The 26,706-nt window shown below is 54.0% G+C and carries 25 protein-coding genes; 6 read left to right on the top strand and 19 right to left on the bottom strand.

What is annotated here, in order from left to right:
• Positions 1 to 436 precede the first annotated feature (436 nt).
• The 4 genes from EKM90_RS02590 to EKM90_RS02575 all read right to left on the bottom strand — a co-directional run bounded on the left by EKM90_RS02590 (position 437) and on the right by EKM90_RS02575 (position 5,565).
• Positions 437 to 1,933: a DEAD/DEAH box helicase gene (locus tag EKM90_RS02590; protein WP_125579495.1), complete on the bottom strand. Its 1,497-nt coding sequence runs from the start codon at positions 1,931 to 1,933 to the stop codon at positions 437 to 439.
• A gap of 438 nt (positions 1,934 to 2,371) precedes the next feature.
• Entirely contained in the window at positions 2,372 to 3,214 is an 843-nt protein-coding gene (locus EKM90_RS02585) for a helix-turn-helix domain-containing protein (RefSeq protein ID WP_125579494.1), read from the bottom strand.
• A 144-nt stretch (positions 3,215 to 3,358) separates the two neighbouring features.
• Positions 3,359 to 4,747, bottom strand: a complete 1,389-nt coding sequence (locus EKM90_RS02580) for a UDP-N-acetylmuramoyl-tripeptide--D-alanyl-D-alanine ligase (RefSeq protein WP_125579493.1) — start codon at positions 4,745 to 4,747, stop codon at positions 3,359 to 3,361.
• A gap of 59 nt (positions 4,748 to 4,806) precedes the next feature.
• Positions 4,807 to 5,565: a hypothetical protein gene (locus EKM90_RS02575; protein ID WP_125579522.1), complete on the bottom strand. Its 759-nt coding sequence runs from the start codon at positions 5,563 to 5,565 to the stop codon at positions 4,807 to 4,809.
• A 98-nt stretch (positions 5,566 to 5,663) separates the two neighbouring features.
• On the opposite strand from EKM90_RS02575, the gene EKM90_RS02570 reads away from it, so the two are divergent.
• Complete coding sequence (locus EKM90_RS02570; RefSeq protein WP_125579492.1) at positions 5,664 to 6,296, top strand: SMI1/KNR4 family protein; 633 nt, start codon at positions 5,664 to 5,666, stop codon at positions 6,294 to 6,296.
• 79 nt (positions 6,297 to 6,375) lie between these two features.
• Here the strand turns inward: EKM90_RS02570 and EKM90_RS02565 are convergent, their stop codons facing one another.
• The 9 genes from EKM90_RS02565 to EKM90_RS02525 all read right to left on the bottom strand — a co-directional run bounded on the left by EKM90_RS02565 (position 6,376) and on the right by EKM90_RS02525 (position 13,508).
• A complete protein-coding gene (locus EKM90_RS02565) occupies positions 6,376 to 7,032 on the bottom strand; it encodes a hypothetical protein (RefSeq protein ID WP_125579491.1) in 657 nt (218 codons plus the stop codon).
• A gap of 12 nt (positions 7,033 to 7,044) precedes the next feature.
• On the bottom strand, positions 7,045 to 7,749 hold the full coding sequence (locus EKM90_RS02560; RefSeq protein ID WP_125579490.1) for a hypothetical protein: 705 nt from the start codon (positions 7,747 to 7,749) through the stop codon (positions 7,045 to 7,047).
• A complete protein-coding gene (locus EKM90_RS02555; protein WP_125579489.1) occupies positions 7,746 to 8,405 on the bottom strand; it encodes a hypothetical protein in 660 nt (219 codons plus the stop codon). Before EKM90_RS02555 ends, EKM90_RS02560 begins: the two co-directional genes overlap by 4 nt.
• Entirely contained in the window at positions 8,395 to 9,261 is an 867-nt protein-coding gene (locus EKM90_RS02550; RefSeq protein ID WP_164507824.1) for an ATP-binding cassette domain-containing protein, read from the bottom strand. Before EKM90_RS02550 ends, EKM90_RS02555 begins: the two co-directional genes overlap by 11 nt.
• On the bottom strand, positions 9,254 to 9,625 hold the full coding sequence (locus EKM90_RS02545) for a GntR family transcriptional regulator (protein ID WP_125579487.1): 372 nt from the start codon (positions 9,623 to 9,625) through the stop codon (positions 9,254 to 9,256). The genes EKM90_RS02550 and EKM90_RS02545 overlap by 8 nt, the downstream gene beginning before the upstream one ends.
• Positions 9,626 to 9,718: 93 nt before the next feature.
• Entirely contained in the window at positions 9,719 to 10,384 is a 666-nt protein-coding gene (locus tag EKM90_RS02540) for a hypothetical protein (protein WP_125579486.1), read from the bottom strand.
• A 358-nt stretch (positions 10,385 to 10,742) separates the two neighbouring features.
• A complete protein-coding gene (locus tag EKM90_RS02535; protein WP_125579485.1) occupies positions 10,743 to 11,156 on the bottom strand; it encodes a hypothetical protein in 414 nt (137 codons plus the stop codon).
• A complete protein-coding gene (locus EKM90_RS02530) occupies positions 11,153 to 12,811 on the bottom strand; it encodes a MutS-related protein (RefSeq protein ID WP_125579484.1) in 1,659 nt (552 codons plus the stop codon). The genes EKM90_RS02535 and EKM90_RS02530 overlap by 4 nt, the downstream gene beginning before the upstream one ends.
• Positions 12,812 to 12,866: 55 nt before the next feature.
• Complete coding sequence (locus EKM90_RS02525) at positions 12,867 to 13,508, bottom strand: TetR/AcrR family transcriptional regulator (protein ID WP_164507823.1); 642 nt, start codon at positions 13,506 to 13,508, stop codon at positions 12,867 to 12,869.
• A gap of 130 nt (positions 13,509 to 13,638) precedes the next feature.
• On the opposite strand from EKM90_RS02525, the gene EKM90_RS02520 reads away from it, so the two are divergent.
• Both EKM90_RS02520 and EKM90_RS02515 read left to right on the top strand, forming a co-directional pair.
• Positions 13,639 to 14,343, top strand: a complete 705-nt coding sequence (locus tag EKM90_RS02520; RefSeq protein ID WP_125579482.1) for an ABC transporter ATP-binding protein — start codon at positions 13,639 to 13,641, stop codon at positions 14,341 to 14,343.
• A gap of 11 nt (positions 14,344 to 14,354) precedes the next feature.
• Entirely contained in the window at positions 14,355 to 17,072 is a 2,718-nt protein-coding gene (locus EKM90_RS02515) for an ABC transporter permease (RefSeq protein ID WP_164507822.1), read from the top strand.
• Between the two features lie 142 nt (positions 17,073 to 17,214).
• Here EKM90_RS02515 and EKM90_RS02510 read toward each other — a convergent pair whose 3' ends face one another.
• The 5 genes from EKM90_RS02510 to EKM90_RS02490 all read right to left on the bottom strand — a co-directional run bounded on the left by EKM90_RS02510 (position 17,215) and on the right by EKM90_RS02490 (position 22,644).
• Complete coding sequence (locus EKM90_RS02510; RefSeq protein WP_125579480.1) at positions 17,215 to 17,466, bottom strand: type B 50S ribosomal protein L31; 252 nt, start codon at positions 17,464 to 17,466, stop codon at positions 17,215 to 17,217.
• A gap of 93 nt (positions 17,467 to 17,559) precedes the next feature.
• Complete coding sequence (locus EKM90_RS02505) at positions 17,560 to 18,852, bottom strand: UDP-N-acetylglucosamine 1-carboxyvinyltransferase (protein ID WP_125579479.1); 1,293 nt, start codon at positions 18,850 to 18,852, stop codon at positions 17,560 to 17,562.
• Between the two features lie 368 nt (positions 18,853 to 19,220).
• On the bottom strand, positions 19,221 to 20,819 hold the full coding sequence (locus EKM90_RS02500; protein ID WP_125579478.1) for a CTP synthase: 1,599 nt from the start codon (positions 20,817 to 20,819) through the stop codon (positions 19,221 to 19,223).
• Between the two features lie 695 nt (positions 20,820 to 21,514).
• The gene (gene rpoE, locus EKM90_RS02495) at positions 21,515 to 22,147 is read right to left on the bottom strand and encodes a DNA-directed RNA polymerase subunit delta (RefSeq protein WP_125579477.1); all 633 of its coding nucleotides are present in this window, start codon (positions 22,145 to 22,147) and stop codon (positions 21,515 to 21,517) included.
• Between the two features lie 50 nt (positions 22,148 to 22,197).
• The gene (locus EKM90_RS02490) at positions 22,198 to 22,644 is read right to left on the bottom strand and encodes a DUF1934 domain-containing protein (RefSeq protein WP_125579476.1); all 447 of its coding nucleotides are present in this window, start codon (positions 22,642 to 22,644) and stop codon (positions 22,198 to 22,200) included.
• A gap of 166 nt (positions 22,645 to 22,810) precedes the next feature.
• On the opposite strand from EKM90_RS02490, the gene EKM90_RS02485 reads away from it, so the two are divergent.
• Both EKM90_RS02485 and EKM90_RS02480 read left to right on the top strand, forming a co-directional pair.
• The gene (locus tag EKM90_RS02485; protein ID WP_164507820.1) at positions 22,811 to 23,617 is read left to right on the top strand and encodes a lipoyl protein ligase domain-containing protein; all 807 of its coding nucleotides are present in this window, start codon (positions 22,811 to 22,813) and stop codon (positions 23,615 to 23,617) included.
• A gap of 2 nt (positions 23,618 to 23,619) precedes the next feature.
• Positions 23,620 to 24,969 (top strand): HD domain-containing protein, encoded by a 1,350-nt coding sequence (locus EKM90_RS02480; RefSeq protein WP_125579474.1) that lies wholly within the window; start codon positions 23,620 to 23,622, stop codon positions 24,967 to 24,969.
• On the opposite strand, the gene EKM90_RS02475 is transcribed toward EKM90_RS02480, so the two are convergent.
• Positions 24,970 to 25,413, bottom strand: coding sequence for an NUDIX hydrolase (locus EKM90_RS02475; protein ID WP_125579473.1), 444 nt, complete (start codon positions 25,411 to 25,413; stop codon positions 24,970 to 24,972).
• Between the two features lie 121 nt (positions 25,414 to 25,534).
• On the opposite strand from EKM90_RS02475, the gene EKM90_RS02470 reads away from it, so the two are divergent.
• On the top strand, positions 25,535 to 26,545 hold the full coding sequence (locus EKM90_RS02470; RefSeq protein WP_125579521.1) for a YdcF family protein: 1,011 nt from the start codon (positions 25,535 to 25,537) through the stop codon (positions 26,543 to 26,545).
• Positions 26,546 to 26,706: the final 161 nt, after the last annotated feature.

Raw genomic sequence — 26,706 nt, 5'->3', positions numbered from 1 at the left:
TGCGAAGCGGGGCGCATTTAGCCCGTCGCTTAGCCTAGCGTTAGCCATTGTCGCGCTTTTTGCGACGAGGGCTAATGCGTAGCTAAGCGCACGGGCGTTGCCCAGCGGAGCGCAACTACAGGTAGCGGAGGGTGGCCGCTCTTAGCCGGATGGATAGCCTAGGCCAAGGCATTACCGTCGTACTTGGACGGCGAGGCCTTGGTCGTAGCTATCCACTCCGGCATTGGCCAACCGCAGCGCAACTAGAGGCTGCGAAGCGGGGCGCATTTAGTCCGTCGCTTAGCCTAGCGTTAGCCATTGGCGCGCTTTTTGCGACGAGGGCTAACGCTAGGCTAAGCGCACGGGCGTTGCCCAGCGGAGCGCAACTACAGGTAGCGAAGGCCAACCGCACTGCCTTAGAACAAAAAAGCTCGCCTCCGCAGAGACGAGCTTTCGGTTACTTCTTAAAACTGCGCTTGGCGCCTTGACGTTCCGACCGTTTTTCAGAAAAACGCCGGCTCTTGTCAAAGTCGCGCTTGCCGCGACCACTGTTGTGACCATTGCGGTTGTTGCCGCGATAGCCGCCATGACTGTTGTTGCCACGATAATTGCCACGACCATGACCGTGATGAGGCAACGGCCGTTCTGGGGTGATTTTAACTGGCACCGCAGAGGCATCTTCAGGCGAAACGGCCTTCAGGTATGCCGAGACCAGATCCAAGGCACTGTATTGTTCCAGCAACCCTTCGGCCATTGGCTGATACTTTTCCAAGTCGTCAGTATCGGTCATCTGACCCTTGATGGTTTCAAGCCCAGTTGAAACTTGGCCGATGAAGGCTTCTTTTTCTGTCGGTGGCTTCAGTGGTAGCATCCGCTTCTTGGTCAAATCCTCAATGGAGTGCAGGTATTCGACTTCGTTCGGGGTCACGAGCGTTACTGAAACGCCCTTCTTCCCGGCCCGACCAGTCCGGCCGATGCGGTGAACATAGCTGTCGGGATCTTGGGGAATGTCGTAGTTGTAGACGTGCGTCACACCGCTGATATCCAAACCACGAGCCGCAACATCGGTGGCAACGAGAAAATCAAGCTCACCGGCCTTGAACTGACGCAGCACGCTCATCCGCTTTTGCTGGGTCAAATCACCGTGAATGCCTTCAGCGCGGTAGCCACGGGCTTTCAAGCCGCGAGTTAATTCATCCACCCGCCGCTTGGTCCGGCCAAAAATCAGGGTCAACTCTGGGGACTGAACGTCGAACAAGCGGGTCATGATATCAAACTTTTCATAATCCTTCGCGCGCACATAGTATTGTTCCACAGTGTCGGCGGTTAATTCCTTGGACTTAATTTTAACGGTGACCGGTTCGTGCATGAACTTGTTCGCCAACTTCATGATCTGTTGCGGCATCGTGGCTGAGAACAGCAAGGTCTGACGGCCTTCTGGTGCCTGTTCCACGATTTTTTCAATGTCTTCGATGAAGCCCATGTCGAGCATTTCATCCGCTTCATCCAGCACCAACGTCTTCAAGTTGGCCAACTTCAGGGTGTGGCGGTTGATGTGATCAAGTAGCCGCCCTGGCGTCCCCACAACGATTTGCGGGTGATCCGCCAAACCGCGAATTTGGCGCCGAATATCAGCCCCACCATAAACGGCTTGGACTTTGATGTGCTTGTCGCTGCCGAGGCGGTACAGTTCTTCTTGCGTCTGGACCGCGAGTTCACGGGTCGGGGAAATGACCAGTGCTTGGACAAACCGATCGCTTAAGTCCATGGCTTGCAAGATCGGCAAACCGAAGGCGGCAGTTTTCCCCGTCCCGGTTTGCGCTTGGCCAATCACATCTTTGCCTTGCAGTACCAGCGGAATGGTTTGTTCCTGAATCGGTGTTGCTTCTTCAAACCCAGACCGTGAGATAGCTTTCAGCAAATCGTGATCGAGACCTAATTCTTTAAATTTCAAGCAAGTTCCTCCTTGTGTGTTCACCACACGCTCTTTTACAAACCAGAGCGTAGTGTAAGGGGCCCTGACTTTGTAAATATTCTAGTTTCTGACATGCCTTTTTCTGAAAAGCATCTCAAATAGCTTACCACGAATAAGCAGTGAACACAAACCAAGGCTGTAAGCAGGCTGCGGAGGTCGGCCGTACTTAGCCGGTCAGATAGCCTAGCCTCGAGCATTAAAGCCAGGTTTTGGCTTTAAGGCTCGGGGCGTAGCTGCTGCCGCATGTCAGTCTGTACGCGCTAGCGCTACAGACTGATCAAACTGCACCGGCGTTGGCCGACCGGAGCGCAACTAAGGCTGTGGAGATCAGCCGACGTTCACCGCCAGTCCGGGCTCGGCGGCATCAAAAAAGGCCAGTACAGCAGCCAAACGCCGCACTAGCCTTAGCTAAACTCGTTAGTTCATCAACCCTAGCAACCCCGCATCAGACAGAAAGGGCATGAACGCGCGCGCCGCTTGACTGTCGCCGTTTTGCAGCAAGGCTTTAACGTGCGCGGCAACCGCGGTTTCAGAAACAAACGGCGCCATCGCGGTAAGTCCTTTATCCAGTGAATCGGCCTGGGCCGCTTGCGTGAACAAGTCATCCAAAGTTGGTTTGCTTAGGAATGGGAACAACTTCTTCACCGCTTTAAGACTGTGCGTTTGCGCCAAGATGGCCTTCGCAGTTTCGTCATTAGCATCATAAGTGCGAAATGGCGCTAGTTTGAATAACAGCGCCTGATCGGCCTCCTTGGTGACAGCCAAATCCGCCACCAGCGGTTCGATATTCGCCCGGCCAATGAAAGGCGCCAGTTGCACTAACGCGTCTTTAAACCCAGCTTCGTGCTTTTGCGTTGCCAAATGCTGGACCAAGGTGGCTTCACTCAAAAATGGCGCCACCATTTTTAGCTTATCCAGCGGCAAGTCAACTTTGGCCGCTTTGGCGTCGACGGCTTGGGGCTTCATCACTGGCGCGGCGGCAGTTAACGTGGTGCTATCAACTGCGGCGTCATCGTCGTTGATGACGACCACAGTGTGCGCGCCTTCCTGAGAGCCAATCAGCGTGGCCAAATCCAGGTCTAGGGCTTCAGCCAGCTGAGCATATTTATCGATATCAGGCAGGCTCTGGCTCCGTTCCCAGTTGGAAACCGCTTGATAGGAAACGCCGAGCTGATCGGCGAGCGCACTTTGCGTCATGTTTTTAGCTTTGCGGGCCGTTGCGATTTGTTGACCAATATGTTGCGCATCGAAAATTTGCATGTGAAATTCCTCCTTGTTGCCGGTCGGTGATGTCTGGCCGGTGCCTCTTGCTTTGAGGTTGCTTTCAGTCTAGCCGGCACGCAGGATTTTGCCTATCAACCAACGCTTGAGTACAAGAAAAGCGGCACGCTGGCCGCTTTTTGCTTATTCACTCGTGCCGTCAATTAGCGCCTGGAGCACATTTTCCAGGTGCAACCCATGGCTGGCTTTGAGCATGACCAAGTCGTCATGCATCACGGTATCTTGCAACGCCACAATCAAACGGCGCTGTTCAGCCTTCGGAAAATAATGCACATGCTCTGGAGCATATTTTTCACTCAAGGCCTGCTTGAGACTGACGATTTCATCCCCGTAGAGATAGACTTCCTGAATCTGATTAGGATCCAAAGCTTCGGCGACGCTGGCGTGCAAAGCGGCCGACGCTTCACCCAGTTCAAGCATATCCCCCAGCACGGCAATGCGGCGACCTTGACATGGAAATTTCGCGAAGTCGCCCAGCACTGCCTTCATCGCCGTAGGATTGGCGTTGTAGACATCGCTTAAAATCGACTCGCCGGCATCCCCCATCACCCATTGCGTGCGGTTTTTGGTGACCGGAAAATCGCGCAAGGCACTTTGGATGGCTTCTGGCTTCACATGGAAGCGGCGGCCCACCAGAATTGCGGCTAAGGCGTTGGCCACATTCCATTCGCCCATCATCGGAATCGAGAACCGCAAATCTGGCCAGCGGGACAAGGAGAATTCGGTGTGCGTTTCACCGGCTTCAATGTCGCGGGCGTAAAGCATGTTTTCCGGCTCAAGGCCAAAGGTTTTTTGCTCTTGGGTCACTTGTTCAGCCCGCTCGCGTAGCAGCGGCTCGTCGCCGTTATAAATGAACAAGCCGTCTTCCTTGAGGCCATCGGTGATTTCCATTTTGGCATCGGCAATTTTATCCCGCGTCTTGAAAAACTCGATGTGCGCTTCGCCAATCATTGTGATCACTGCCACATCAGGCGCCACGAGGTTACTCAGTTCATGCAGCTGGCCGGGGCGATCCATGCCCATTTCAACGACCAGCACTTCGGTATTGGTGTCCATGGCCAAAATCGTCATCGGCACCCCGATTTCATTGTTGTAATTATCTTGCGTCTTAATGACGTGATACTGGGTGGCCAAAATCGCCGCCGTCATATCCTTGGTTGTGGTTTTCCCGTTGCTGCCAGTAATGGCCACCACTTTGGGATTAACCTTCATCAGCAGGTAATACCGCGCCAGCTTATTTAGCGCGGCCAAGGGATCTTCGACCACCAGTTGCGGCAGGCGGGTCGCAGCTGGTGCGTGGTCGGCGGCCACAAAAGTCGCACAAGCGCCTTTGGCTTCCGCATTTGAAATGAACGTGTGCCCATCACGCTCACCTTGCAGCGGGATGAATAAATCGCCGGGTTGGAGCTTGCGCGTATCAAACGCGACGCCTGTCACCGTCGGCGCCAAAGAATCTGGCACCGAATACTCGGCCCCCACAACCCGAGCGATTTCGCTTAACTTCATTTTCATGACTTACTCTCCTAGCGTTGATCCTTAAAATTCACAGCGTTCATATTGTAGCGCAATGCTCAGCGCTCTGCTACTTTTTCCCGCAGCCGCAGCTGCCACTGGTTAGTTTCGCGAATCAAACTCAGCTCCCCGACGCGTTTAAGGCCATCTTGATCAAGTGGCTGTTCAGGGACGAAGCGATTTTGCACCTGGTAAAGCGGAATTTTAACTTGATCACGGCTGAACAGCCCCCGGCTGAAGTCGAGCAGCACGCCTTCTTCAAACAGTGGGAACAAATCGGCCAACACCGTCGTCGACACCGCCGGGAAATGCTGGGCGCGCAGGCGGAGCCAAAACGGTTGATCATTGGCGGCCAGCCGTAAATGTCGGACAATCGCCGTCGCCAGCGTCTGGCTGAAACGCTTGGTGGTGCGGAAATACATCGTCACCATGTCATTAGGCATCGGCAAGAACACCAGCTGATTTTGCAGTTTATAGTAATAAGGCGGGGTGATATGGGTCTTGGTGAACCCAAGGTAAAGCAGTTCCGCAATTTCAGTCGGCAACAGTTCCCGCAGGTAATTGGCATGGCGGTAATCCAGCCAGCTGCGCGTGCGGGCGGCTTTGCTGCGCATGAACGTCTTGACCGCTTCTTCGCCGCTGACCTCATTGAAGCCGGTGTGAGGATCGATGAATTCATCCTCATCCACCGGCGGTAAAAGTAGTAAATGGCGAAACGGCGTCGGCGCTGAATTCAGCACATCGCTTGCCGAAATGCCGGCGGTTAAGAACATATTCGCCAGTGGTTCATAATGGACATAGACCAAAGTATTCCGCATCGTCATGACTCCTTCTCCTTACCTTCCGATTATACTTCAAAACCACCCTGCGCGCCTTCCACCTTTGGTAAGATAGACATTGAAATGAGGCGATAATCATGCTCAAATGGCCTGACTTAGTGACGCCGCCAGCTGGCTTGCCCACCATCCCGCAACTGGCCGCAATTCCTGCTGACTATTATGCCCTGGTCGCTACCGGCCAGTGGCCGCGGCGGTATTTTTTCCCCACACCAGAGCCTACCAGTGATGCCATCGACGGGGCGTTGATTCACGCCTTCGCCACCATTGGGCCGCGGCTTGAGGCGCCGCTGCCGGCGAACTTGGTGCCCTTTGCCCAAACCGAGGCGCGGTACTTTTGCTTTGATCTGGCGCAAAACCCGCCTAGCATCCGGTACATCGATACTGAAGTCGACCAATGGCTGACCTTAGCGCCGGATTGGACTAGCTTTTGGCGCCAGCTGATCTGGCGTTCGCCCGAGTTGGATGATGCCCCCTCGCCGCAAGCATTTGGCCATGCCGCGTTGTTGGCCGACGAAAAGGCACTACCCGCCGTACTGACCTACGCGCGGCTAAATTTACCTGCCAATGATTATGGCGGCTGGCTTGTTTACTTCAGTCACCAGGCTGAATTGGCGACCTCAGCAGCCTTCAAAGAAGAAGTGCAGTTTGCTCGTGATTACCGATGGCGGCAATTTGACGCCAAAATTCAAGCTGCGCTAGCAATCAAATGAGTTTACCAAAAATCGACCCGTGACCGAGTCGATTTTTTTGATGCATTCAGGTCAGCAACCAGCGCCGCTCACGCCCTCATTAGGTTGGCCGTGCCACTTCACTTGGTCGCAATTCAAAGCGCCGGTATGCCCAAAGCATCAGCCCCACCAGCCCGAGACAAAGTAAGGCGAGCAGCAATATGCTCATCCAAGGCTGGCCACTAGGGGTAGCTGGCCGGTATAAGAATTTGGCCAGCAGCCCGGCCGGCTTAGCGCCGGGAAAAGTTTCGGCACTGATCATCCCGCCAAGCAGTGCTAAAGGGACGACCAGCTTCAGGCTGTTGTGATAAGCCCGCAGTAGAGCGCCGGTGAGCGTCATTGCCAGCGTGCCAAGCAATAGGTACACGCCGCGCAGGTCGTAGGCCCCATAGCGATCGATGTAAAACATCACCGTGCGCGGCGCCATCAAACTAGCGGTCACCCAAAGTACCGCAGTGAACCACATGGCACTGCCAAGGGCGACGCTTAGTTCACCACTGACCATGTGCCGCCGATTCAACCCATATTGAACCCCCAGCCGCGCCGTATGTAAGGGCGTCAAAATGGCGCTGAGCAAAATCAATAACCAAGGAAACGTATAAAAGACCTGAGCCGTCTGACTGTTCGCATACGCAAAACCGGCAACCCCAAGACCCATCACTAGATAACGCGTTGCGCCATGCTTAAGTTGTATCAGTAACACTGACCGTAGTTTCATGCTACTTTCCTCCTAGCGCGCCACCACTTCACTGGTCCGCAAGCTACGCCACAAGCCCCAAACGCCAATGGCCGTCACCAGCCCCAGCAGCCGGGTCAGATGCCACGGGGTGCCCCACAAGCATTGACCCACTTGGTACAATACCATCGCCACTTGCTTCGACAACATCACCGCCGCAATCAGCAGGGCGATCACCATCACCACCCCGGCCAGACCGCTCATGACAACTTTGAAGCGGTGAGCGGGCCGCAGTCTGAGGGTGACTAGAAATAGCCACCCCTCTATGCTGCACACTGTCATCACCAGTAGCCACAACAAGCCCAGCTGAAGTGGCCCAGGATGCAAACCTGGCAGCAGCGTCCAAGCAAAGCCGACCACTGGCTGGCTGAGAGTTTCTGCCACCGGCACCAGGACTAGCGCTAAGCCGCCCACTAAGGTAAAGGTAGCCAGCGTACTTTTCAGCAAAGTCTGGCGGGCCACCCCATATTGAAACGCAAAGCTTAAGCCATCATTGATGGTGATCAATGAGGCCCCCAGCAACCCAAACACCACGGCATACCCCATCAGCATGCTGAACATCACTTTCCTGAACGCTGGATCATCAGGATGCAGCAGTAGCACGATCACTGCTGCCCCGATGGTGACAAAGCCAAAAATGGTGCCAAACATCAGCAAAGCCATGCGTGCTTGCAGTTTCAACAAAACTTTAAATTTCATTGACCCACCTCCGGCAACAGCGGCGCTTCCAAACGCCGGTAAATCAACCGGGTCGCCAGCGTCCCAGCGACACTTGCCACCAGTAAACCTAACGCCAGTGGCCACTGCTGGCGCCAAGTCCACCACAGCGCATGCAGCATCGGTGCGCTCGGTGCCTGATTGACGATTTGAGGCAGTGCGCCGCAAAGGGACAGGAGCAAAAACGCTGGTCCCAGCATCGCCCAACCAAAGCGGCGGTTCAAATTCCAGGCCCCAATCGCCAGTCCGACCAATTGGCACACCACGAGCTGCAACCACATCACACTCAACGTTAACCAGCCCCCGGCCACGACTGGCTGCCCGGTTAAGTGGAGCAGCGCCAGCACTAGCCAGCTACCGAAGCTGCCGATCGTGGCTAATATCAGCATCACGACCATAGCGACCCGCCACATGGTGCGCCGACTAATGCCGTTTTGAAAGGCAAACCCGGCTGTCCAGTCGATGGCAAACAAGCCGCCAAATAACGCCACGAACCATAACAAGTACCGTCCGGGCATCACCTCGCTACCCAGGCCCAAGCCCAGAACCAGCGCCCCAATACCAGCAAAGAGCATGCCGCCACCTAAAATTTTGCCGAGCTGAGTTAAGCTCAACACCAGCAACTGTTTAAACCGCATCGCTCTCATCCTCTCGCGTTAAGGCAATGAACAATTGCTGCAAATTAAGGGCCGTCACCTGCACCGCCGGCGGAACCGGCGCGGCAGGCACGTTCATGGTGTAGGCGGTGGTCAGTTGGCCCATCGTCGTTTGCGACAGAATCGGCGTTTCGGCTAAGTAGGTCGCCACAGCCTGGTGGGGGCCGCTGACGGCGCGGCCGCGCGCTTGCAGCGTTTCTGCCGCCTCGTCGATGGTGACGACGCCATGGGCAAGCACGAAGACATGATCCACCAAGGTCGCAATTTCTTCAATTAAATGCGTGGCAATCACGAAAGTCCGCGGCCGCTGAGCGTAGGTAGCGAGCAGCTCCTGATAGAACTGTTCTCGGTTCGGGGCATCAAGCCCTAAAACAGGTTCGTCTAGCAAAATATAATCACAAGGCACACACAGCGCGATGATCAACTTCACGATAGTTTTGAAACCCGTGGACAACTGGCGCAACTGCCGGGTCTGATCCACGTGAAAAGTCTGCACCAGATGGGCCGCCAAATCCTCATCAAAGCCGCCAAACATCAGCTGCGCGGTGTGAAAGTGCCAGCTAACGGTTTTGTCAATCGGATACAGCACCGAATCGTTCATCAGATAAATCCGGTTCTGAATGGTTTCATTGTCCACCACGGACCGACCATCCATCGTGATGCTGCCGCTGGTGGCCAAGGTGCGATTGTTGATCATGCGCAGCAGGGTGCTTTTCCCCACCCCATTGCGCCCCAGCAACGCATAGATGTGTTCAGCGGCCAGGTTCAGGTCGACGCCTTTGAGCACCTGCTTGGCACCGTAACGCTTGGTCACCTGTTTAATCGTAATTTCACTCATGCCCATACCCTCTTTCAATGGCGGCGAGCAGATCCGCCTTGCTGATTCCAAGTTGCCTAGCGGCTTTTAGGAGCGTGGCGACTTCTTGTGAATAAAATGCGCTTTGGCGCTGCGCTTTCAGCTTAGTCTGGGCGCCAGTTGTCACGAACATCCCGAGTCCGCGCCGCTTCTCAATTAGACCAGCCGCGACCAGTTGGTTCATCCCCTTCAGCACCGTGGCCGGGTTTAACTGATATTGCCGTGAAACTTCGGTCGTGGAGGGGATTTGGTCACCTTCTGGAAACGCCCCGCTGAGAATGCCAGCCGTGAACGCATCGGCGACTTGTTGATACAGTGGCATCACACTATTCGCATCAAAATGCATCGACGGCCTTCCTTTCTCTTGGTTAATTGGTTAGTTATATGAGCAACTAACCCACGGCATAAAAATACACCGCCATGAATGCGGTGTCAATCTTTATTTCGTCGTTAATTTAGTAAAGGTAAACGGCTGCAGCCATTTGTGGTCGCGTTTCAGCATGACATAGGCCCAAACCGCCAGCGCCAAAGCGCCAAACACATCGGCGAACAAATCGCCCATTGTGTCCATCAGCGCCGCGCGCCCGACCAACGGCACACCGTTAGCTAAAAAGCGCTGCATGTTCATGCCCAGCAACCCATCAAAGGTGAATTCATAAAACTCCCAGAACACGCCGATGGTGGTACCAAAGCAAAACGCAAAACCTGAGATCAGTAGCGGATCAATCGCTGCTCGTTTTGCCACTGGGGTGCGGGCGCTGTACAGCGCTAAGCCTAAGCCGGCAAGCAGTGAAGCCGAGAAGAGATGCAGGAACTTATCCCAATACGGAATATTGTAGAACTGCATCCCAGTCCCCAGCAGTACTGAACCGAGAATGAAGCATTCATAAATCACCTTCAGCACCAGCGGAAAGCGAAATTTAAAGCCGTGCTCGATGAGCAGCGGCAAAAACGCCAGTAAGACGCCAGCTGCCACCTGGGCCAGTAGTCCCTTTTGGCCAGGGTAGATTGGATGCCCGCTCAGCAAAGCTGGCAGGCACACGAGATAATAGCCCACTGCCCCAAGCAAATTCAGGCCATACAATCCTTTCAATAAACGCTGCATAAATGCCCACTCCTTTTCTTCTAGTGTACAGACCCCGCCCCTGCGCTGCAAATCGTGCCGCCTCATTCGAGGGCAAAAAAAAACCACCATTGCTGGTGGAAAAGTTTGGGGGAACTTTTTTGGGAGTGTAAGTTAGTGTGTAAGCATAAGGCTGATTTCCTGTTGCCTTACGATGATTTAATCATATAACTTATTAGCGAAATTTGAGTTCAGTTTTCGTAAAAATAATTTATTTAATGCACCAAGCCAGTATCCACTGCTGGGATTATTGGGTTATGCCACCATAATTGCGGATTTGATGGTTAGCTCAGCCTAATATATCTTTTAAGATTTTGACAATTAGTTTGTGCACAACCAATCAAACTTCAGCCTCACCTGTTATTTTTGTCATGCCGAGCTCAATCAACCAAGCCACCAAGGTGCCCACCGCCGCCAGCAGCCAGATTAAGCTGGCGGTTAGTTGCAGTTGAAACCCCCAGGCCACCGCCGCATACACCACTGCGTTCAGGCCGATATCCAGCCCTAGCATCACCAGCTGCTGCCGCCCCCAAGTGGGCTGGAGGCGCATCAAAGTCTTGCTTAACCCATCGGTGAATAAGCCGAGCCCAAAAGCGGCGACGTTTGCCACCACCATGTACCAAAAGGCCGCCCGCCAAGCATAGCCCAGCCAACTTAACACGCCTAACTGCACGGCAATCATGGCACTAAGCGGCACCAGGCCAATCATCAATAAGGCTAGGACGGCGCCGAGGCCCACCACCACCTGCTTCATTCTGCCTGCTCCACTTGCGGCCAACTGCGGGTCTGCTCAAACGCTGCCACCAAATCATGCGCGGTTTGAATAATCGGCTGGGGATAAGCCATGGTCGACAGCAGCGCGATTGCGTTATGCGACGTCGCAGGTCCTTGATGCAGCTGATAGTCGAAGGTCACCCCACTAGCCGTCACAGTTTCTTGGAAATGCCAGTTGATCACCAAGGCTTTCAAAATCTCGGTCAGCTCACTGTCATGCGTGGCTACCATCACCCGGGCCTTGGTGCGACTGAGCCATTGCACGACACTGGCAGAAGCGGCAATGCGCTCGATGGTGTTGGTCCCTTTGAGAATTTCATCGATAAAGCCGTACACTCGCTGGCCTTGCGCAGCCAGCTTCAGCACGCGCTGAATGGCTTTGATTTCGGCGATGAAATAGCTATCGCCCGCTGTGATGTCATCTTGCACCGCCATCGCCGTCACCACATGCCCAGGGGCCAAGGCAAAACTGCTGGCCGTGGCAGTGTTGATCGTTTGCGCCAGCACACAGTTGATGGCCACACTTTTGACGTAAGTGGACTTCCCTGAAGCATTACTGCCGGTGATCAACGCGGTTTGGCGCCAGTCCAGGTCATTGGCCACTGGCTTTTTCAGTAGGGGATGCACCAGCCCTTGCGCTTCAACGGCGTCTGCCTGAAAACTCGGCTGGCAGACCACGGGACTGGCCTGGCGGAAATTGGCAATGGCAATTGCCACTTCCAACTGGCCTAACTCCTGCCACAGCGTCAGCGCCGCTTGCCGCTGCGCGGTCAACGTCTGCAGCACCGAATTATAGGCAATAAACGGTAGCATAAAACAAATGCCGAGATAATCCATCACCACTTCTAATTCTGTGCCGGTGTGGGTGCGAAACACAAACGCATGCCGCGTGATCTGCTTGAGCGGCGCATAGGCCGCTTTCAAAGCAGCTTGCCGCGGGGTGTTAATGCCACTGAGCTGGTGCGCCGCAGCGATGGTCTGCACGAGATAGCGCATGGCATTGAGCTCAAGCTCCAACGCGTTACGGCGCAGCTGATAGTACACCAGGTTAAACAGCAAACTGGCGATTATAAGCAGCACACCGGCCAGCGGCAGCACAAAAATCAGGGCGACGCCAACCAGCGGCAATAAACCCAGCACCCGAAACTGCCAGCTACCCGGTAGCACATGGTGATCGGCATTCAGCAGGTATTGCTGCGACTGGTTGTGATCGACCTTGCCGAGGTGCGCAAAAGCGGTGCGCACCGCCATGCGGGCCGGTTGGTTTTGGGCAAAAAAGGCAATCAGCTGTTCATCGGTTGCCGGTTGGCCAAAATCAAATCCGCGCATTTGCGCGTACAAAGCCTCTGCCCCCACACTTGATTCGGTCAGATTAACGCGCTGAAACACCTGCATCAAATTGAGATCGTGCCAGGTCAAATCATCAATGGTGCTACCTTGCGGATGGAGCTGGCGCTGTGCCGCATAGGCCTCCTGTAAACTCGCCTCACTGTCTTGCCGCGTACGGCCGGGTAATTGGCCCCACGACATCAACAGCCGCGTTTGCAGCTGCTGGCGCGCTCGCCAGGCACTAAGCAGCATGCCGCCAAATAAAAGGGCCACTAATCCCAATAGCCACCACCAAGTATTGTCCATTCGCCCAGCCTCACTTTTCATTATTGCACTCAGAATAACACTGCCACTGATACTGTCAATTTTGCCGGCCATCCTCAGAATTAGCGCCGCGGCTGGTAATACCCAACATGTCATACGGGGATAAATACAAGGCGCGCATGATGACTTGCGCCAATTCAGCCGGGGGCAGGCTATCTTCACCAATCAGCCAGGTTCGCACCACAGCCATAATGGCATTGGTCACCAAGCTTAAGGCATAGGGCTTAGGCAGATCGCGGCGAAACGTCGGCGTCCCTTTCACGCGGTACAGCTCGCCAAGAATGGCCGTTTGCAACTTGTCAGTTAGCAAAGCCACGAATCCGGGATCACCATTCGAACCAAATAAAAAGGCCAACAAAGCCCGATTGGCCGCGACCAAGGCCACAATCTGATCAATCACCGGATAAGGCCGACCGGCAGTAAAGTCTTGCGGATTCATGGTGCCTTCGATGCCCCCGTCTAACAGACGCTGAAATTCAGTGGTGAGTGCGGCTTCCATTTTGGTCACCAAATCATCTTTATCTAAATAGTGCAAATAAAACGTCCCGCGACTAATCCCACTACTCCGAGTGAGATCGCTGATGGTAATTTGATTCAAGGGCTTGGCTTGACCAACGGCGACTAGCGCCGACATAATCGCCTTTTCCGTTTGGGCAACCCGTTCTTGATGCGTAGGCATGTTATCTTTTCTCCTTTTACTGAACAGCTTTTTAAAATCTGTGCATAGAACTGGCCACGAGCCGTTGTTTAATATGAGGGTAATTTGATTAACACGTTGTTCATTATTAACGGCTTGGAGGAAAAATGCAATGACGAATTTCATCACCGTGAAAAACGAAACCAAAACCTATGGCAGTGGCGACCACGCCGTCACCGCCAACCAAAACATCAGCTTCGACATCGCGCCAGGCGAACTCACCATCATCTTAGGCGCTTCCGGCGCCGGCAAGTCCACGCTCCTGAACGTGCTTGGCGGCATGGATCACCTCACCAGCGGGTCAGTCAACGTAAACGGCATCGAACTGGGCGACCTCGATTCACGTGGCCTCACCACTTATCGTCGCAAACAAATCGGCTTTGTCTTCCAGTTTTACAACCTAGTGCAAAACCTCACCACCAGGGAAAATGTCGAACTGGCCGCTGAAATTGCCGATCAGGCGATGCCAGCTGACGAGGCGCTCAAGGCCGTGGGGCTGGCAAAACGCACGGAAAATTTCCCGGCCCAGCTCTCCGGTGGTGAACAGCAACGCGTGGCCATCGCCCGGGCCATGGCCAAAAATCCCGCCCTCTTGCTGGCTGACGAACCCACCGGGGCGTTGGACTACAAAACCGGTAAAAAGATTTTACAACTGTTCCAAGACTTCGCCCGGCAATCCGGCAAAAACGTCATCATCGTCACGCACAACTCCATGATCCGACCGATGGCAGACCATGTGATTGAAATCGCCGACGGTCAGGTCAAGGCCGATACCCGCAACGCCCAGCCGACCCCGGTGGCTGAGCTGGAATGGTAGGAGGCCGCCTCATGACAATGATAAATAAGAATATTGGGCGCGAGTTCAAAATGTCTCGCGCACGCTATTTCTCGGTGTCGGCGTTACTGATGCTGGGGGTCTTCGTTTTGATTGGCCTCAATGTCACCGGCCCCAACATGCGCCAAACTGCGCAAACGGCCTACCAAGCAGAACACTTGGCTGACGCCAAAGTCACTTCAACGGTCAGCCTTGACGCCAAAGACCAAACCACTATTCGCCAACTCAGTGGCATTAAAAAGGCCGAGTTTGGCTATACCACCGACGTTTTGGTCAAAGACACAACGCAAGTGCTGCGCATTCAAAGCAACCCCCAGACCTTGTCCCAGTTGACCCTCACCAAAGGCCATCAAGCTAACACCGCCAAGCAAATCGTGCTCAGCGACAGCTTGCGCGGCCGCTATCAGCTGGGCGACAAGATTACCTTGGCCGCTGGCAAAGCCGGCGCCACGACAGGCCTCAAGCACCGCACCTTCACTGTGGTGGGCTTTGCCACCTCAACGGAATACTTGAAGAAGGACAAAATCGGCTCAACGAGTTTGGGCAATGGGACCTTAACCGGCTTTGCTTACACCACGAAAGCCGCATTTACGGCCAGCCAGCCCAATGTCGCGCGGCTAGCCTTCAGCACCACCAAAGGCGTCGCCTACTCAACGGCGTATGAGCATCATGCCACCACACTGGTGAACAAACTGAAAAAAACGCTGAACCGTCGCAACAAGGCCCGGGTCGCCAGCCTACGCAGTGACTTAACCGACCAGATCACCACCGCTGAGCATGCAATTAAGACCAACACGGCTGCCTTGCAACGCGCAACAGCCACCTTGACCGCCGCCCAGGCCCAGCTGACTCGCCAAATGACCCAGGCCAAGGCCACGCAAAATACCACCGCCATTGCGCAACTCACCGCCAAGCAGGCTGCGCTCACCCAGCAGCAAGCCGCTTTAACCACGAAGCAAAAGCAGCTCACACAAGCCAAGGCCAAAGTTGCCACCGCCAAAAACACCAAGCGGCAACTTAGCCAGGTCACCTTGACTGTGGCGACCCGCAACGATTACAACGATGGCTACAATAACTATGGCGAAGACGCCGCCCGCATCGACGCCCTGGGCAAATCCTTCCCCGCGTTCTTCTTCTTGATTGCCATTCTAGTCAGCTTCACCACCATGCGGCGCATGGTGGAAGAAAAACGCATCGAAATGGGCACGCTGCGCGCTTTAGGTTATACCAAAGGCGAAGTCATGCGCGAATTTCTCGTGTACAGTGTCACCACAGCAGTCACCGGCACGGTGCTGGGTAGCCTGTTAGGCCTGCTGGTGCTGCCGCGGATCATTTTCCGTGCCTACACCGCCAACTTCAACTTTGTCAGTTTACAACTGGCCTTGCATCCCGGCTATATTGGCTTAGGGTTTGCCCTGACGTTATTCTCGACGGTGCTAGCGTCTTGGCTTGCGGCCCATGCTTCACTCAAAACGATCACGGCAGAGCTGATGCTCCCAAAGCCGCCGGCCAGCGGCTCGCGCATTTTGCTTGAGCGCATCACCCCGCTGTGGCTGCGTATGAGTTTCTCACACAAAGTTACCGCGCGCAATCTCTTTCGCTACAAAGGGCGCATGCTGATGACCATTATCGGGGTGGCCGGCGCTACCGCCTTAATGATTACTGGCTTTGGTATTCGCGATTCCCTCAACACCATCATTGACCGGCAATTTGGCCAAATCAGCCAGTATGATCTGGTGGCGGTTTACAACCCTGAGGCCCAAGCCGCCAAGGTCACCGCGGCGAAAAAGGCCGTGACCACTGCCAAGCAAGTCAAGCGCGAAACCGCCGCCTATTTTGAGAATGTTTACGCCACCACCAGCGCCTCTGATTCCCGCGAAAACATCTCCTTGATGGTACCTCAAAGCGTCAGTGCCCTGGATCGGTACATCAAGCTCCGAGATGCGCAAACCGGCAAAAAACTCACGCTCAGCAATCAAGGTGCCAACATTTCGCAGAAACTCGCCAAGCTGCAAGGCGTCAAAGCCGGTGATGCCTTCACGATTAAAGCTAGCGACGGTACCGCGCACAAGATTAAAGTCGCCGCCATTACCACGATGTATGCCGGCCACTATGTTTACATGAACCAACACTACTACCAGCAGGTCTACCACACGAAGGTCAGCCCAAACGCCTACCTGGTGACGCTGAAACACCGCACCAGCAAAGCGGTTAACCACTTTGCCGCTCGCTTCAACCACAAGGCCGCCGCGGTGCAAACCGTGCAATCGCAAGAAACCAAACGCACCATCACCAACATTTTGAGTAATTTGAATAACTTAATTCTCGTGTTGGTGCTCAGTGCGTCACTGCTGTCGTTGGTCGTGCTGTACACCCTGACCAACATCAACGTCTCCGAACGCGTCCGCGAACTGTCCACCCTGAAAGTGCTTGGGTTCTACCCCCGAGAAGTGCTCATGTACATTTACCGGGAAACCAACATCTTAACGGGGGTCGGGATTGTCACCGGCATCGGCGTTGGCTACGCGTTCCATGCTTACATCATGGCGCTATTGCCACCGGCCACGGCCATGGTTGCACCAGGCTTGACCTGGCTCAACATCGGGATTTCCGTTGGCCTCACGCTTGTCTTCTCACTGCTGGTGATGCTCATGATGAATCACAAAATCCAAAGTGTCGACATGCTTGAAGCCTTGAAGTCGGTGGATTAAACCGTCCGCTTCATGGCATTGAAAACAAAAACGACCACCCTCACCAGTCAATGAATGCCATTCAATGACTGGTGAGGGTGGATTTTTTGGTGAATCAAAAACCGGCATGTCGCAGACAAACCGCGACATGCCGGGAAATGTTTTACTTGTTGGTGAAACCGTATTTCTTGTTGAAACGATCAACACGGCCGTCAGCCTTGCTGAACTTCTGCTTGCCCGTGTAGAACGGGTGGGAGTCAGAAGAAATTTCAACGCGGACGAGTGGGTAGGTGTTACCGTCTTCCCATTCGATGGTTTCGCTTGAGTTCTTGGTCGAACCGGAAATAAACTTATAGCCGGTTGAGGAATCCATGAACACTACCTGGTGATATTCTGGGTGGATGCCTTGCTTCATGATATCTTCTCCTTTGCCCTAAGTCATTGCCTGACCTAGAGATAATTCAGTACACAACTCTAGCATTCTATCATGCCAAAGCCAAACTTGCAATCAGTTTTCGGCTTGGACTGGGGCTGGTGTTTCGCTGTCGATCAGCTCCACATCAGCGCCTAACCCGCGCAATTTTTGAATCACACGATCGTAGCCGCGTAAAATATTCTCCGCTTTGGTGATGGTCGTGTCGCCTTCTGCCATCAGCCCGGCAGTCATCAGACAAGCACCGGCGCGAATTTCTTCGGCGGTGACTTCGCAGCCTTCCAAATGATCCGCATGGTGCAGCATGATCACATCATTTTCCACGGTGATGTTGGCGCCCATCCGTTCCAATTCTGGAATGTGGCGCACCCGCTTGGGATACAAGGTATCGACAATGATACCTTCCCCTTGGGCCTTCAACATCAGCGGCGTAATTGGCTGCTGCAAGTCCGTGGCAAAGCCCGGATAAGGCAGGGTCTTGATCTGCACCATGCGCAAATCGCCGGAAGGATAGACGAAAATATTATCTTCGCCGACGTCGATCACCACGCCCATTTCTTCCAGCTTGGCCAAAAAGGCGTCCAAATGTTCCGAAATGATGTTTTTGACATTGATGCCATCGCCCACTGCGGCGGCCATCGCTAAGTAGGTGCCGGCTTCAATCCGATCGGGAATGATCGTGTGGGCGTTATGAGCAGCCAGCTCCGCGACCCCTTCGATGCGAATAGTGTCCGTCCCCGCACCGCGCACAGTGGCGCCCATGTTATTCAAATAAGTGGCCAGGTCGATAATTTCAGGTTCCTTAGCCGCATTTTCAATCACGGTGTGGCCTTTGGCGGTGACCGCCGCCAAAATCACGTTGATGGTGGCCCCCACTGACGCCATATCCAGGAAAATCCGAGCGCCATGCAGGCCTTCCTTGGGCGCTTGAATGGCGATGGCACCATGCTCGTTGGTCACGGTAGCGCCTAGCGCCTCAAATCCTTTAATATGTTGATCAATGGGTCGCGGGCCGATATCATCCCCGCCTGGCAAGCCAACCACTGCGCGGCCGAAGCGGCCTAATAAGGCCCCCATGAAGTAGTAGGAGGCGCGCAAGCTTTTGATTTTACCATTGGGCAGCGGCACATCTTGAATCTGGGTGGGATCGATATGCAGGACGCAATCAGAAAACTGCGATTTGACGTTCATTTCTTCCAAAATGGCCATCAGGTTGTAGACATCTTGAATCTCAGGAACAGATTCGAGCGTGACAGGCGTGCGAGACAAAATCGCGGCTGGGATAAGCGCCACGGTACTATTCTTCGCCCCGCCAATCACGACGGTGCCGGAGAGCTTTTTGCCTCCGTGAATCAGCATGTTTTTCATGAATTTTTTCCTCACTAAAAGACGTTCACTAGAAGCAACCACCGCAAAAATTGGCGCTTTGCGTTGGGCCACTGAAAGCGGCACACGAAATTCGGCGCAGGCGTCGAATTCGGCCGAAAATTATTTCGAAATGAAAATTTCGTTAACTGGTAGGCGTGAAGGTTTCAAAACTACATTCACCGTTATATTCTAATGAACTCGCGCGCAAAAAACAACCCGCAATCTCCCGTCACACCGCCGTTTTCAGCAAATTGCCATTAGCACTCTAACAAAAAAGTGCCAGCGATTCGCTGACACTTTGGCGTTAGCCCTAACCTTGCCTGATGATAAGCGCGAAGCACCGCACTTTTCCAAGTAAGAAATTTCTTTTAGTAATTGCCAGCCGCCTTGATGAAAGCCTTGAACAGACCTTCTGGCTTGGTTGGCCGAGATTGGAATTCAGGGTGATATTGCGGGGCAACGAAGAACTTGTTCTTCGGATATTCGATGATTTCCATCAACCGGTTGTCTGGGCTGGTCCCAGAGAAGACCAAACCTTTGGCTTCCAGCGCCGCACGATAGTCGGTGTTGAATTCGTAGCGGTGACGGTGACGCTTGTCGATTTCTTTGGCGTTATCGTAAGCCGCCGCTGCCACTGAACCAGGCTTGAGCACGCATGGATAGAGGCCGAGGCGCAAGGTGCCGCCTAAGTTTTCCAGGTTCTTCTTATCGGCCATGATGTCGATCACAGGATCCTTGATATCCTTGCTGACTTCCGTGGTGAAGGCATCCTTATAGCCAGCCACATCGCGGGCAAATTCGATGGAGGCCATTTGCATCCCTAAGCAGATACCGAAGAATGGCACATCATTTTCGCGGGCGTACTTGATGGTGGTAATCATACCTTCCAGACCGCGATCACCAAAGCCGCCTGGCACCAAGATTCCGTCAGCATCGCCGAGGAGCTCCTTGACGTTATCTTCTGTGATGTCTTCGGCTTGGTACTTCTTCAAATCAATCTTCGCATTCCAGAAGTACCCAGCAGACTTCAGCGCTTCGGTAACGGAAATATACGCATCCTTGAGTTCCACGTACTTCCCAACCAAGGCGATGTGCACCGTATCCTGCAGGTTTTCCACCCGGCTGACCAGGTTGGTCCAGTCGCTCATATCCGCCGCTGGGGTGTCGAAACCAAAGTGTTCCACCACCCGTTCGTCCATGCCTTGCGCCTGCATTGCCAGCGGCACCGAGTACAGAATTTTGGCATCGCGCGATTCGATAATTGAGTCCACTGGCACATCCGTGAACAGTGAAATCTTTTTCTTCATGCTTTCGGTGACCGGCTGTTCCGTCCGCAGCACCAGCATGTCAGGCTGAATGCCGACGTTACGCAATTCCTTAACCGAGTGCTGCGTTGGCTTGGTCTTCATTTCCCCAGCGGCGCGCAGGTAAGGCACCAAGGTTGCGTGAATGTAGTAGACGTTCTCCGCGCCGACATCTTTTTTCATCTGACGAATGGCTTCCAGGAATGGTTGGGATTCGATATCCCCCACGGTCCCACCAATTTCGGTGATAATCACATCAGAGTCGGTTTTGGTCGCCGCACGCATGATCTTCTCTTTGATCATGTTGGTGATATGCGGAATCACTTGCACCGTTGCGCCCAGGTATTCACCGTGACGTTCGCGGTTCAGCACTTCAGAATAAATCTTCCCGGTCGTTACATTGCTGTACTTGTTCAGGTTGATATCGATGAAGCGCTCGTAGTGGCCAAGGTCCAGGTCGGTTTCCGTGCCGTCATCCGTCACGAACACTTCCCCGTGCTGATAAGGGTTCATGGTGCCGGGATCCACGTTGATATATGGATCGAACTTTTGAATCGTGACTTTCAAGCCGCGGTTTTTCAGCAGGCGGCCAAGGCTGGCTGCAACAATCCCCTTACCTAGTGATGACACGACCCCACCAGTGACAAAAATATACTTGGTCATGAGAAAACTCCTTTGTGAATTTTTTCGGGAAAAAACAAAAACAAGCCCCCTATTCAATCGAACAGGGAGCTTGAAACCGTCTGGCCTTACGTTTTCTGTAAGGCGCCCAAGCAATATAGTAACTGGAAGGAAGGTACGTGTCAAGCACAGGCTGTGGAGGTCAGCCGCCTTTAGCCGGATGGATAGCCTAGCATTGCCAATCGCAGCGCAACTATCGGCTGTGGCGCTGGATGCCAAAAACTTTCCTGGCAGCCGCAGGTGAGGGCGGGGCGGCGCCGTGGTCCTGCTGCGGGGTCGGCTGGAGCCAAAATGCGGTCTCCAGCCTCAACAGCGAGCCAGCATCACGCTATCGCGCTCAACGCTGGCTCCCTGTTGCCCCCAGTTAGCCCAGGAGCTGCCTGCTACGCAGTCACCTCGTGGGCTAACTGTTTCGCGGCTGGACCACCGCGTCCCTCTGCCGCCCCACCCTCACCTGCTTCATAACAGTATTGCCTTCGCTTGATTGACGACGCATACTCAATCGTTCTTATTGAGTTAAGTAGCACATCAATCAACGCTTCAAACGCTCAAAGACGTTAATCCGCTAGTTGAAAAGGACGTGAATTGAGTGCTAGCACGTTTCCGGTAATGGCCTCAGCCTAGAAGCCTTTCGAAAATTGGTATAAAAAAAGCGGCACTAGGCCGCCTTCAGATGATTAATTTTCGTCTGAGTCATCATCGCTATCGTCATCCGCGGAGAAGTCTGGGGTGTCGGTGTCGTCTGAATCGTCATCTTCTTCATCGTCGTCGCTGAATTCTGCCAGCTGGCCTTCGATGCCGTCGGGCAGGTTGTCTTCTTGCTCGTCGTCATCGTCGTCGCCGTTAGCGTCAACGCCATTGTCGAAGTCGTCGCTGGTGTCTTCATCGTCATCATCGGCGTCGAAGTCATCATCTTCTGGATCATCGTCGTTGTAGTCGATGACATCATCATCGTCGGCCACGTCAGCCAAGAAGGCGTTGACTTTCTTACGCTTCTTAGCGCGGCGTGGGGTGTCTTCTTCGTCTTCTGGGTGGTTGACTTCTTCATCAACGGAATCGTATGGATACCAAGCCCGCAAGCCCCAGACATTATCGCCTAAGGAGATGAAGCTGCCATCATCGTTCAGGTCAGTGTAGAATTGCGGCAACCGATCACGGATCTCCTCATCGCTTTTGCCCAAGAAGGTCTGGATTTCGTTCACGATGTCCGCAAAACCCATCGTGTCGCCTTTTTCTTCGAGAATGCCGCGAGCAACCTCGATCATGGACAGTTCTGATTTATTCGCATCGGCAAATACATCAAGTTTCAACCGGTACACGCCCTTTCTGCTTAATACAGTCTATTCTGAATAATACGCGCTCAAGCGTTAAAAAGCAATCGCATCCGATAATTTCCCAGATGGTCGCCGTTGCCGAACAATTCGTACTCGATATAGATTTCGCCAGCCAGCGGATCAGTGGTCAGGCGCACATCGAGGCGCGGCGTCACCGTTTCCACCGGAATGATGCCATAAGGCGTGCGGTAGCGCGTCAGAATGCGACGATTATTGGCAAAATGCAGCCGGAGATGCGTATCATCTTCACTGGAGCCGCGCGACAACTGGACAGAACCATCGGCCCGCAACTTCAGTGTGACCGGATAGTCAGTATGTTCTTCTTCGTTCACTTCACGATAGCGAATGTACAGTGTGTCCCCCATTTGAACGACTGTGCCTGGCTCATCGAACACATGGTTCTCCGTTTCCGCCTCTTGGGTGACAAAAGTCTCAAGGTGCACTTGCACCGGGACGCCGTGTGATAAATCCATTCGAATCAGCCCTTTCTGCTCTCCATTATAACGTAAAGACCCTCTTTTGGCTTAAAACTGACGCCAGCGTCATGTTTTCTGCCGGTGGCGCAACCGCCCAATTCCTTGGGAAAGGTGCATGGCACGCCGAACTTGCATATAATAGGGTATGAATGGGGGCGAGCGGATGGACAAAGTACTGACCCAGGCAGGGCCAATCGGCGTGTTAAACCAACACTTCACCGCTGACCAGCGGCTTTTGAGCTTTGCCCATACCAATGCCCTTTTGAGCCGGCCAGCCGGGTTACCTGCGGTGTTCGTCCACTACTGGACGTTGGCCCGCACGGTGATTTTGGGGATGCAGGATTTGCGCTTGCCACAGCTCCCTGCAGCGCTGAAGACCTTGCAAGCAGCGGGCTACCCCTTCTTTGTTCGCAACTCTGGCGGGTTAGGCATTGTCTGCGACGAGCAGGTGCTGAACGTCAGCTTGTTCTTACCCCCTGACGCCGCCACGATTCCTGAAGCCTATCAGCTCATGGCGGACTGGCTGACTACCGCGGTGGGGGCGCCGTTAACGGTAGGCGAGGTGCGCCACTCCTATTGTCCGGGCACTTTTGACCTGAGCCTAGGCGGGCAAAAAATCGCCGGGTTAGCTCAGCGTCGCACCAGTCGCGGCATCGTGGTGATGGCATACCTGGCCGTTGGCGGCGATCAGGCGGCGCGCGGGCAGGTGATGGCCGACTTTTATCAGGCTGGCCAAGGCCAAGCCGATCCGCGCCACCGCTTTCCGCAGGTGTTGCCAGCAACAATGGGCACCTTAAAGGCCCACCTTGCCGCCCCGCTCACCCCGCAAGGCTTAAGCGCTAAGCTCACGGCAGCGCTACCCACGGACTCGGTGTCCCTAACGCCTGTCCTTGCCACCCCTGCCTATCAATCCGCGCTGACAGCCGCCTTAACCGACATGCAAGCCCGCAATCAGTTTGAAGGAGAATAAATATGGCGATTAAAATGCTTCCCCGCGAAAAAGTCTTTCGCGATCCCGTCCATAACTATATCCATGTGCAGCATCAGGTAATTTTGGACTTGATCAACACCCCTGAGTTCCAGCGTCTGCGCCGCATCAAGCAACTCGGCGTAGCAGATTACGTCTTTCAAGGCGCTGAGCACACCCGCTTCACGCACAGCTTGGGCGTCTATGAAATCACGCGTCAAATCTGCGATAATTTTGCGGTGAACTTCCCCACCAAAACCCCTGGCGATGGACTGTGGGATGACAACGAGCGGCTGGTGGCCCTATGCGCGGCCTTGTTGCATGATATCGGCCACGGACCCTACTCACATACTTTTGAGCACATTTTTGCCACCGACCACGAAGCCATCACCCGCCGGATTTTGACCGACGAAAGCACTGAGGTGAACAAAATTCTGCGCGGCGTGGCGCCAGACTTCCCCGAGCAGGTGGCCAGCGTGATTGCCCATACTTACCCTAATCCGCAAGTGGTGCAAATGATTTCTAGTCAAATCGACGCCGACCGAATGGACTATCTGCTGCGGGATGCCTACTTCACCGGTACCAAATACGGCGACTTCGATTTGGCCCGCATTTTGCGGGTGATGCGGCCTTATCAAGGCGGCATCGGTTTTGACGCCAACGGCATGCACGCTGTGGAAGATTACATTGTGGGTCGTTTCCAGATGTACCAACAGGTTTACTTCCACCCAGTATCGCGATCCATGGAAATGATTTTGACCCACCTGCTGCAGCGCGCCAAGACATTGTATGAAGCCGGTAAATTCGACACGCGCTACAACCCGCGGCTACTGATTCCATTCTTCGAGCATCAATTCGACTTAAAGGATTACCTGCGGCTTGATGATGGTGTGCTGAACACCTATTTCACCTACTGGCTGGATTATCCCGATCCGGTGCTGAAAGACTTGGCTGGCCGCTTCTTGAGCCGGCGGCCGCTGAAATCCGTGGCCATCACTGATCAAACCGCCGCGCTGCTGCCGCAGCTGCGCGCTTTGGTCAGTGAGGCTGGGTTTGATCCAGATTACTACACCGCGGAAAATGACAGCTTCGATTTACCCTATGATCAATACGATCCCAGCGTCGCCAATCCCAAGACCCAAATCGAAATCATCCAAGCCGATGGGACTTTGGAAGAGCTTTCGACCTTGTCGCCGCTGGTAGCCGCGATTAGCGGTAAAGCCACCGGGGATAAGCGGTTCTATTTTCCCAAAGTCATGCTCAGCAAAAATGCCGACGATTTATTCGCCGGCACCTACGCTAAATTTCAGCAGTATATTCTTAATGACACGCTGATTGATCCCGCGTTCAAATAATCAGCGCTGCTTGAGCCATTGCGCCACGCCATAGCGATGGGTGGGCCGCTTCAGTTCCGCTGCCGCCAGTTCAATGGGCATCAGCATCAAAGTGTTGAAGTCTTCCAAAGGAGCGGCGACGCGCTGAATGTCACTGCACGCATAGAACGTGGCCGGGTGGTAATAAGCGGTATTGCGGTGATGAGAGTAGAAATACTCGGCCGCGCGGCCCAGCTTGGCCCCGATGGTGACTTTCACCCCGAACTCTTCTAACAGCTCACGCTTCAGCGTTTCCTCATCGCTTTCGCCTGGCTCCACTTCTCCGCCGGGTAAAAACAAGGCATGATTGGGCGCCTGCAAAATCAACAGGCGTTTGCCGCTGGCGTCAGGAATGACCCCGTACACCCCGATTCGCGTGTGATAATCTAGCTTGGGGTCTTTGCGTCCGAATACCGGATCTGCCATGATCAACTAGCCGTCCTTTTCTCATATTTTCCTCATTATACTTGAACCTGCTTCTAATCGCCACTAAGGATGTGATTTTGTGCCGAACTTTGCGCTTTGGTACTGGTTGCCAGCCCTCATCATGGGCGCGCTTTTCTGCTTCAGCTTTTTCAAGGAACCACGCCATCTCTACAACGGGATGCTGTTCAACTGGTTCGCCATCGTCTTTCTGGCGACGTTGGCCTTTGCGATTTTAGCTTCCGGCAACCGGCTCTTGATTGCCGTCACTGGCACGCTATTCGTGATTGCGGTGGGCATTATCATTTTACTGTTCGCCTTGCACTTGGTCTGGCTGCTTTGGAATGCCTGGCTGGTGTGGCGGCGTGAAGGCCATTCGCTGGGCAACATGCTGACGTTGGGCATTGCGGTGGGACTGCTACTCCTGGAAGTGGCAGGCACCTTTGGCCGCCAGTGGATTCCCGATTCGTTGTATGACGCCTTGACCTTCTTCTTCACCCTCAGCATCGGTTACGAGCTGTTGGCGCTGTACAATTTCTTAACCATTTTAGTGCTTTACAATCTCTGGCGGCCGCGGCACAATCGCGACTACCTGATTGTCCTAGGGGCTGGCTTAATCAACGGGGACAAGGTCTCACCACTGTTAGCCGCCCGCATTCAGGCCGCTGTCACCTTCTATCAAAAGCAAGTGGCCAAAAATCGGCCCGCTCCGAAAATTATTTTTTCCGGCGGCCAAGGCGAAGATGAGAAACTGTCGGAAGCCGCGGCGATGCGCGCCTGGGCAGTTGATCATGGCATCCCCGAAACCGATACGTTGCTGGAAGACCAATCCAAAACCACCTATCAGAACATGAAGTTTTCCAAGGCGCTGATCACCAAGCGCGAAGGCGCCAAGCCGGTGAAGGCAGCCTTCTTCACCAACAACTACCACCTGTTCCGGGCCGGCGTCTTTGCTCGGGCGGCCGGGCTTGATGCCAACGGCGTCGGCGCCGCCACTTCCTTTTACTTCTTGCCCAATGCGGTGATTCGCGAGTATCTCGCCTTCGTGGTGCTGCACAAACGCCGCCACATCATCATCATCGGCTTGATTGCGGTGATGGCGATCATGGTCGGCATTAGTGCCGGCGTGCGCTGATTGGACAAATCCGGAAAATTGTATCAAGACGGCCAACGTTTTTTTCGTTATCATGATAACAGCAAGCTACAATCTGGAACCTAAGCCAGTCTGGCTGAGGTTCTTTTTTTGTTCACTTTGGGGGCGCCAAGCTCGTGAATCTTGCATTCTAGCCCTGCATA

Source organism: Lacticaseibacillus suibinensis, from assembly GCF_003946175.1.
In the GTDB taxonomy this organism is placed as follows: domain Bacteria; phylum Bacillota; class Bacilli; order Lactobacillales; family Lactobacillaceae; genus Lacticaseibacillus; species Lacticaseibacillus suibinensis.
This window is presented reverse-complemented; position numbering and strand designations above follow the sequence as displayed.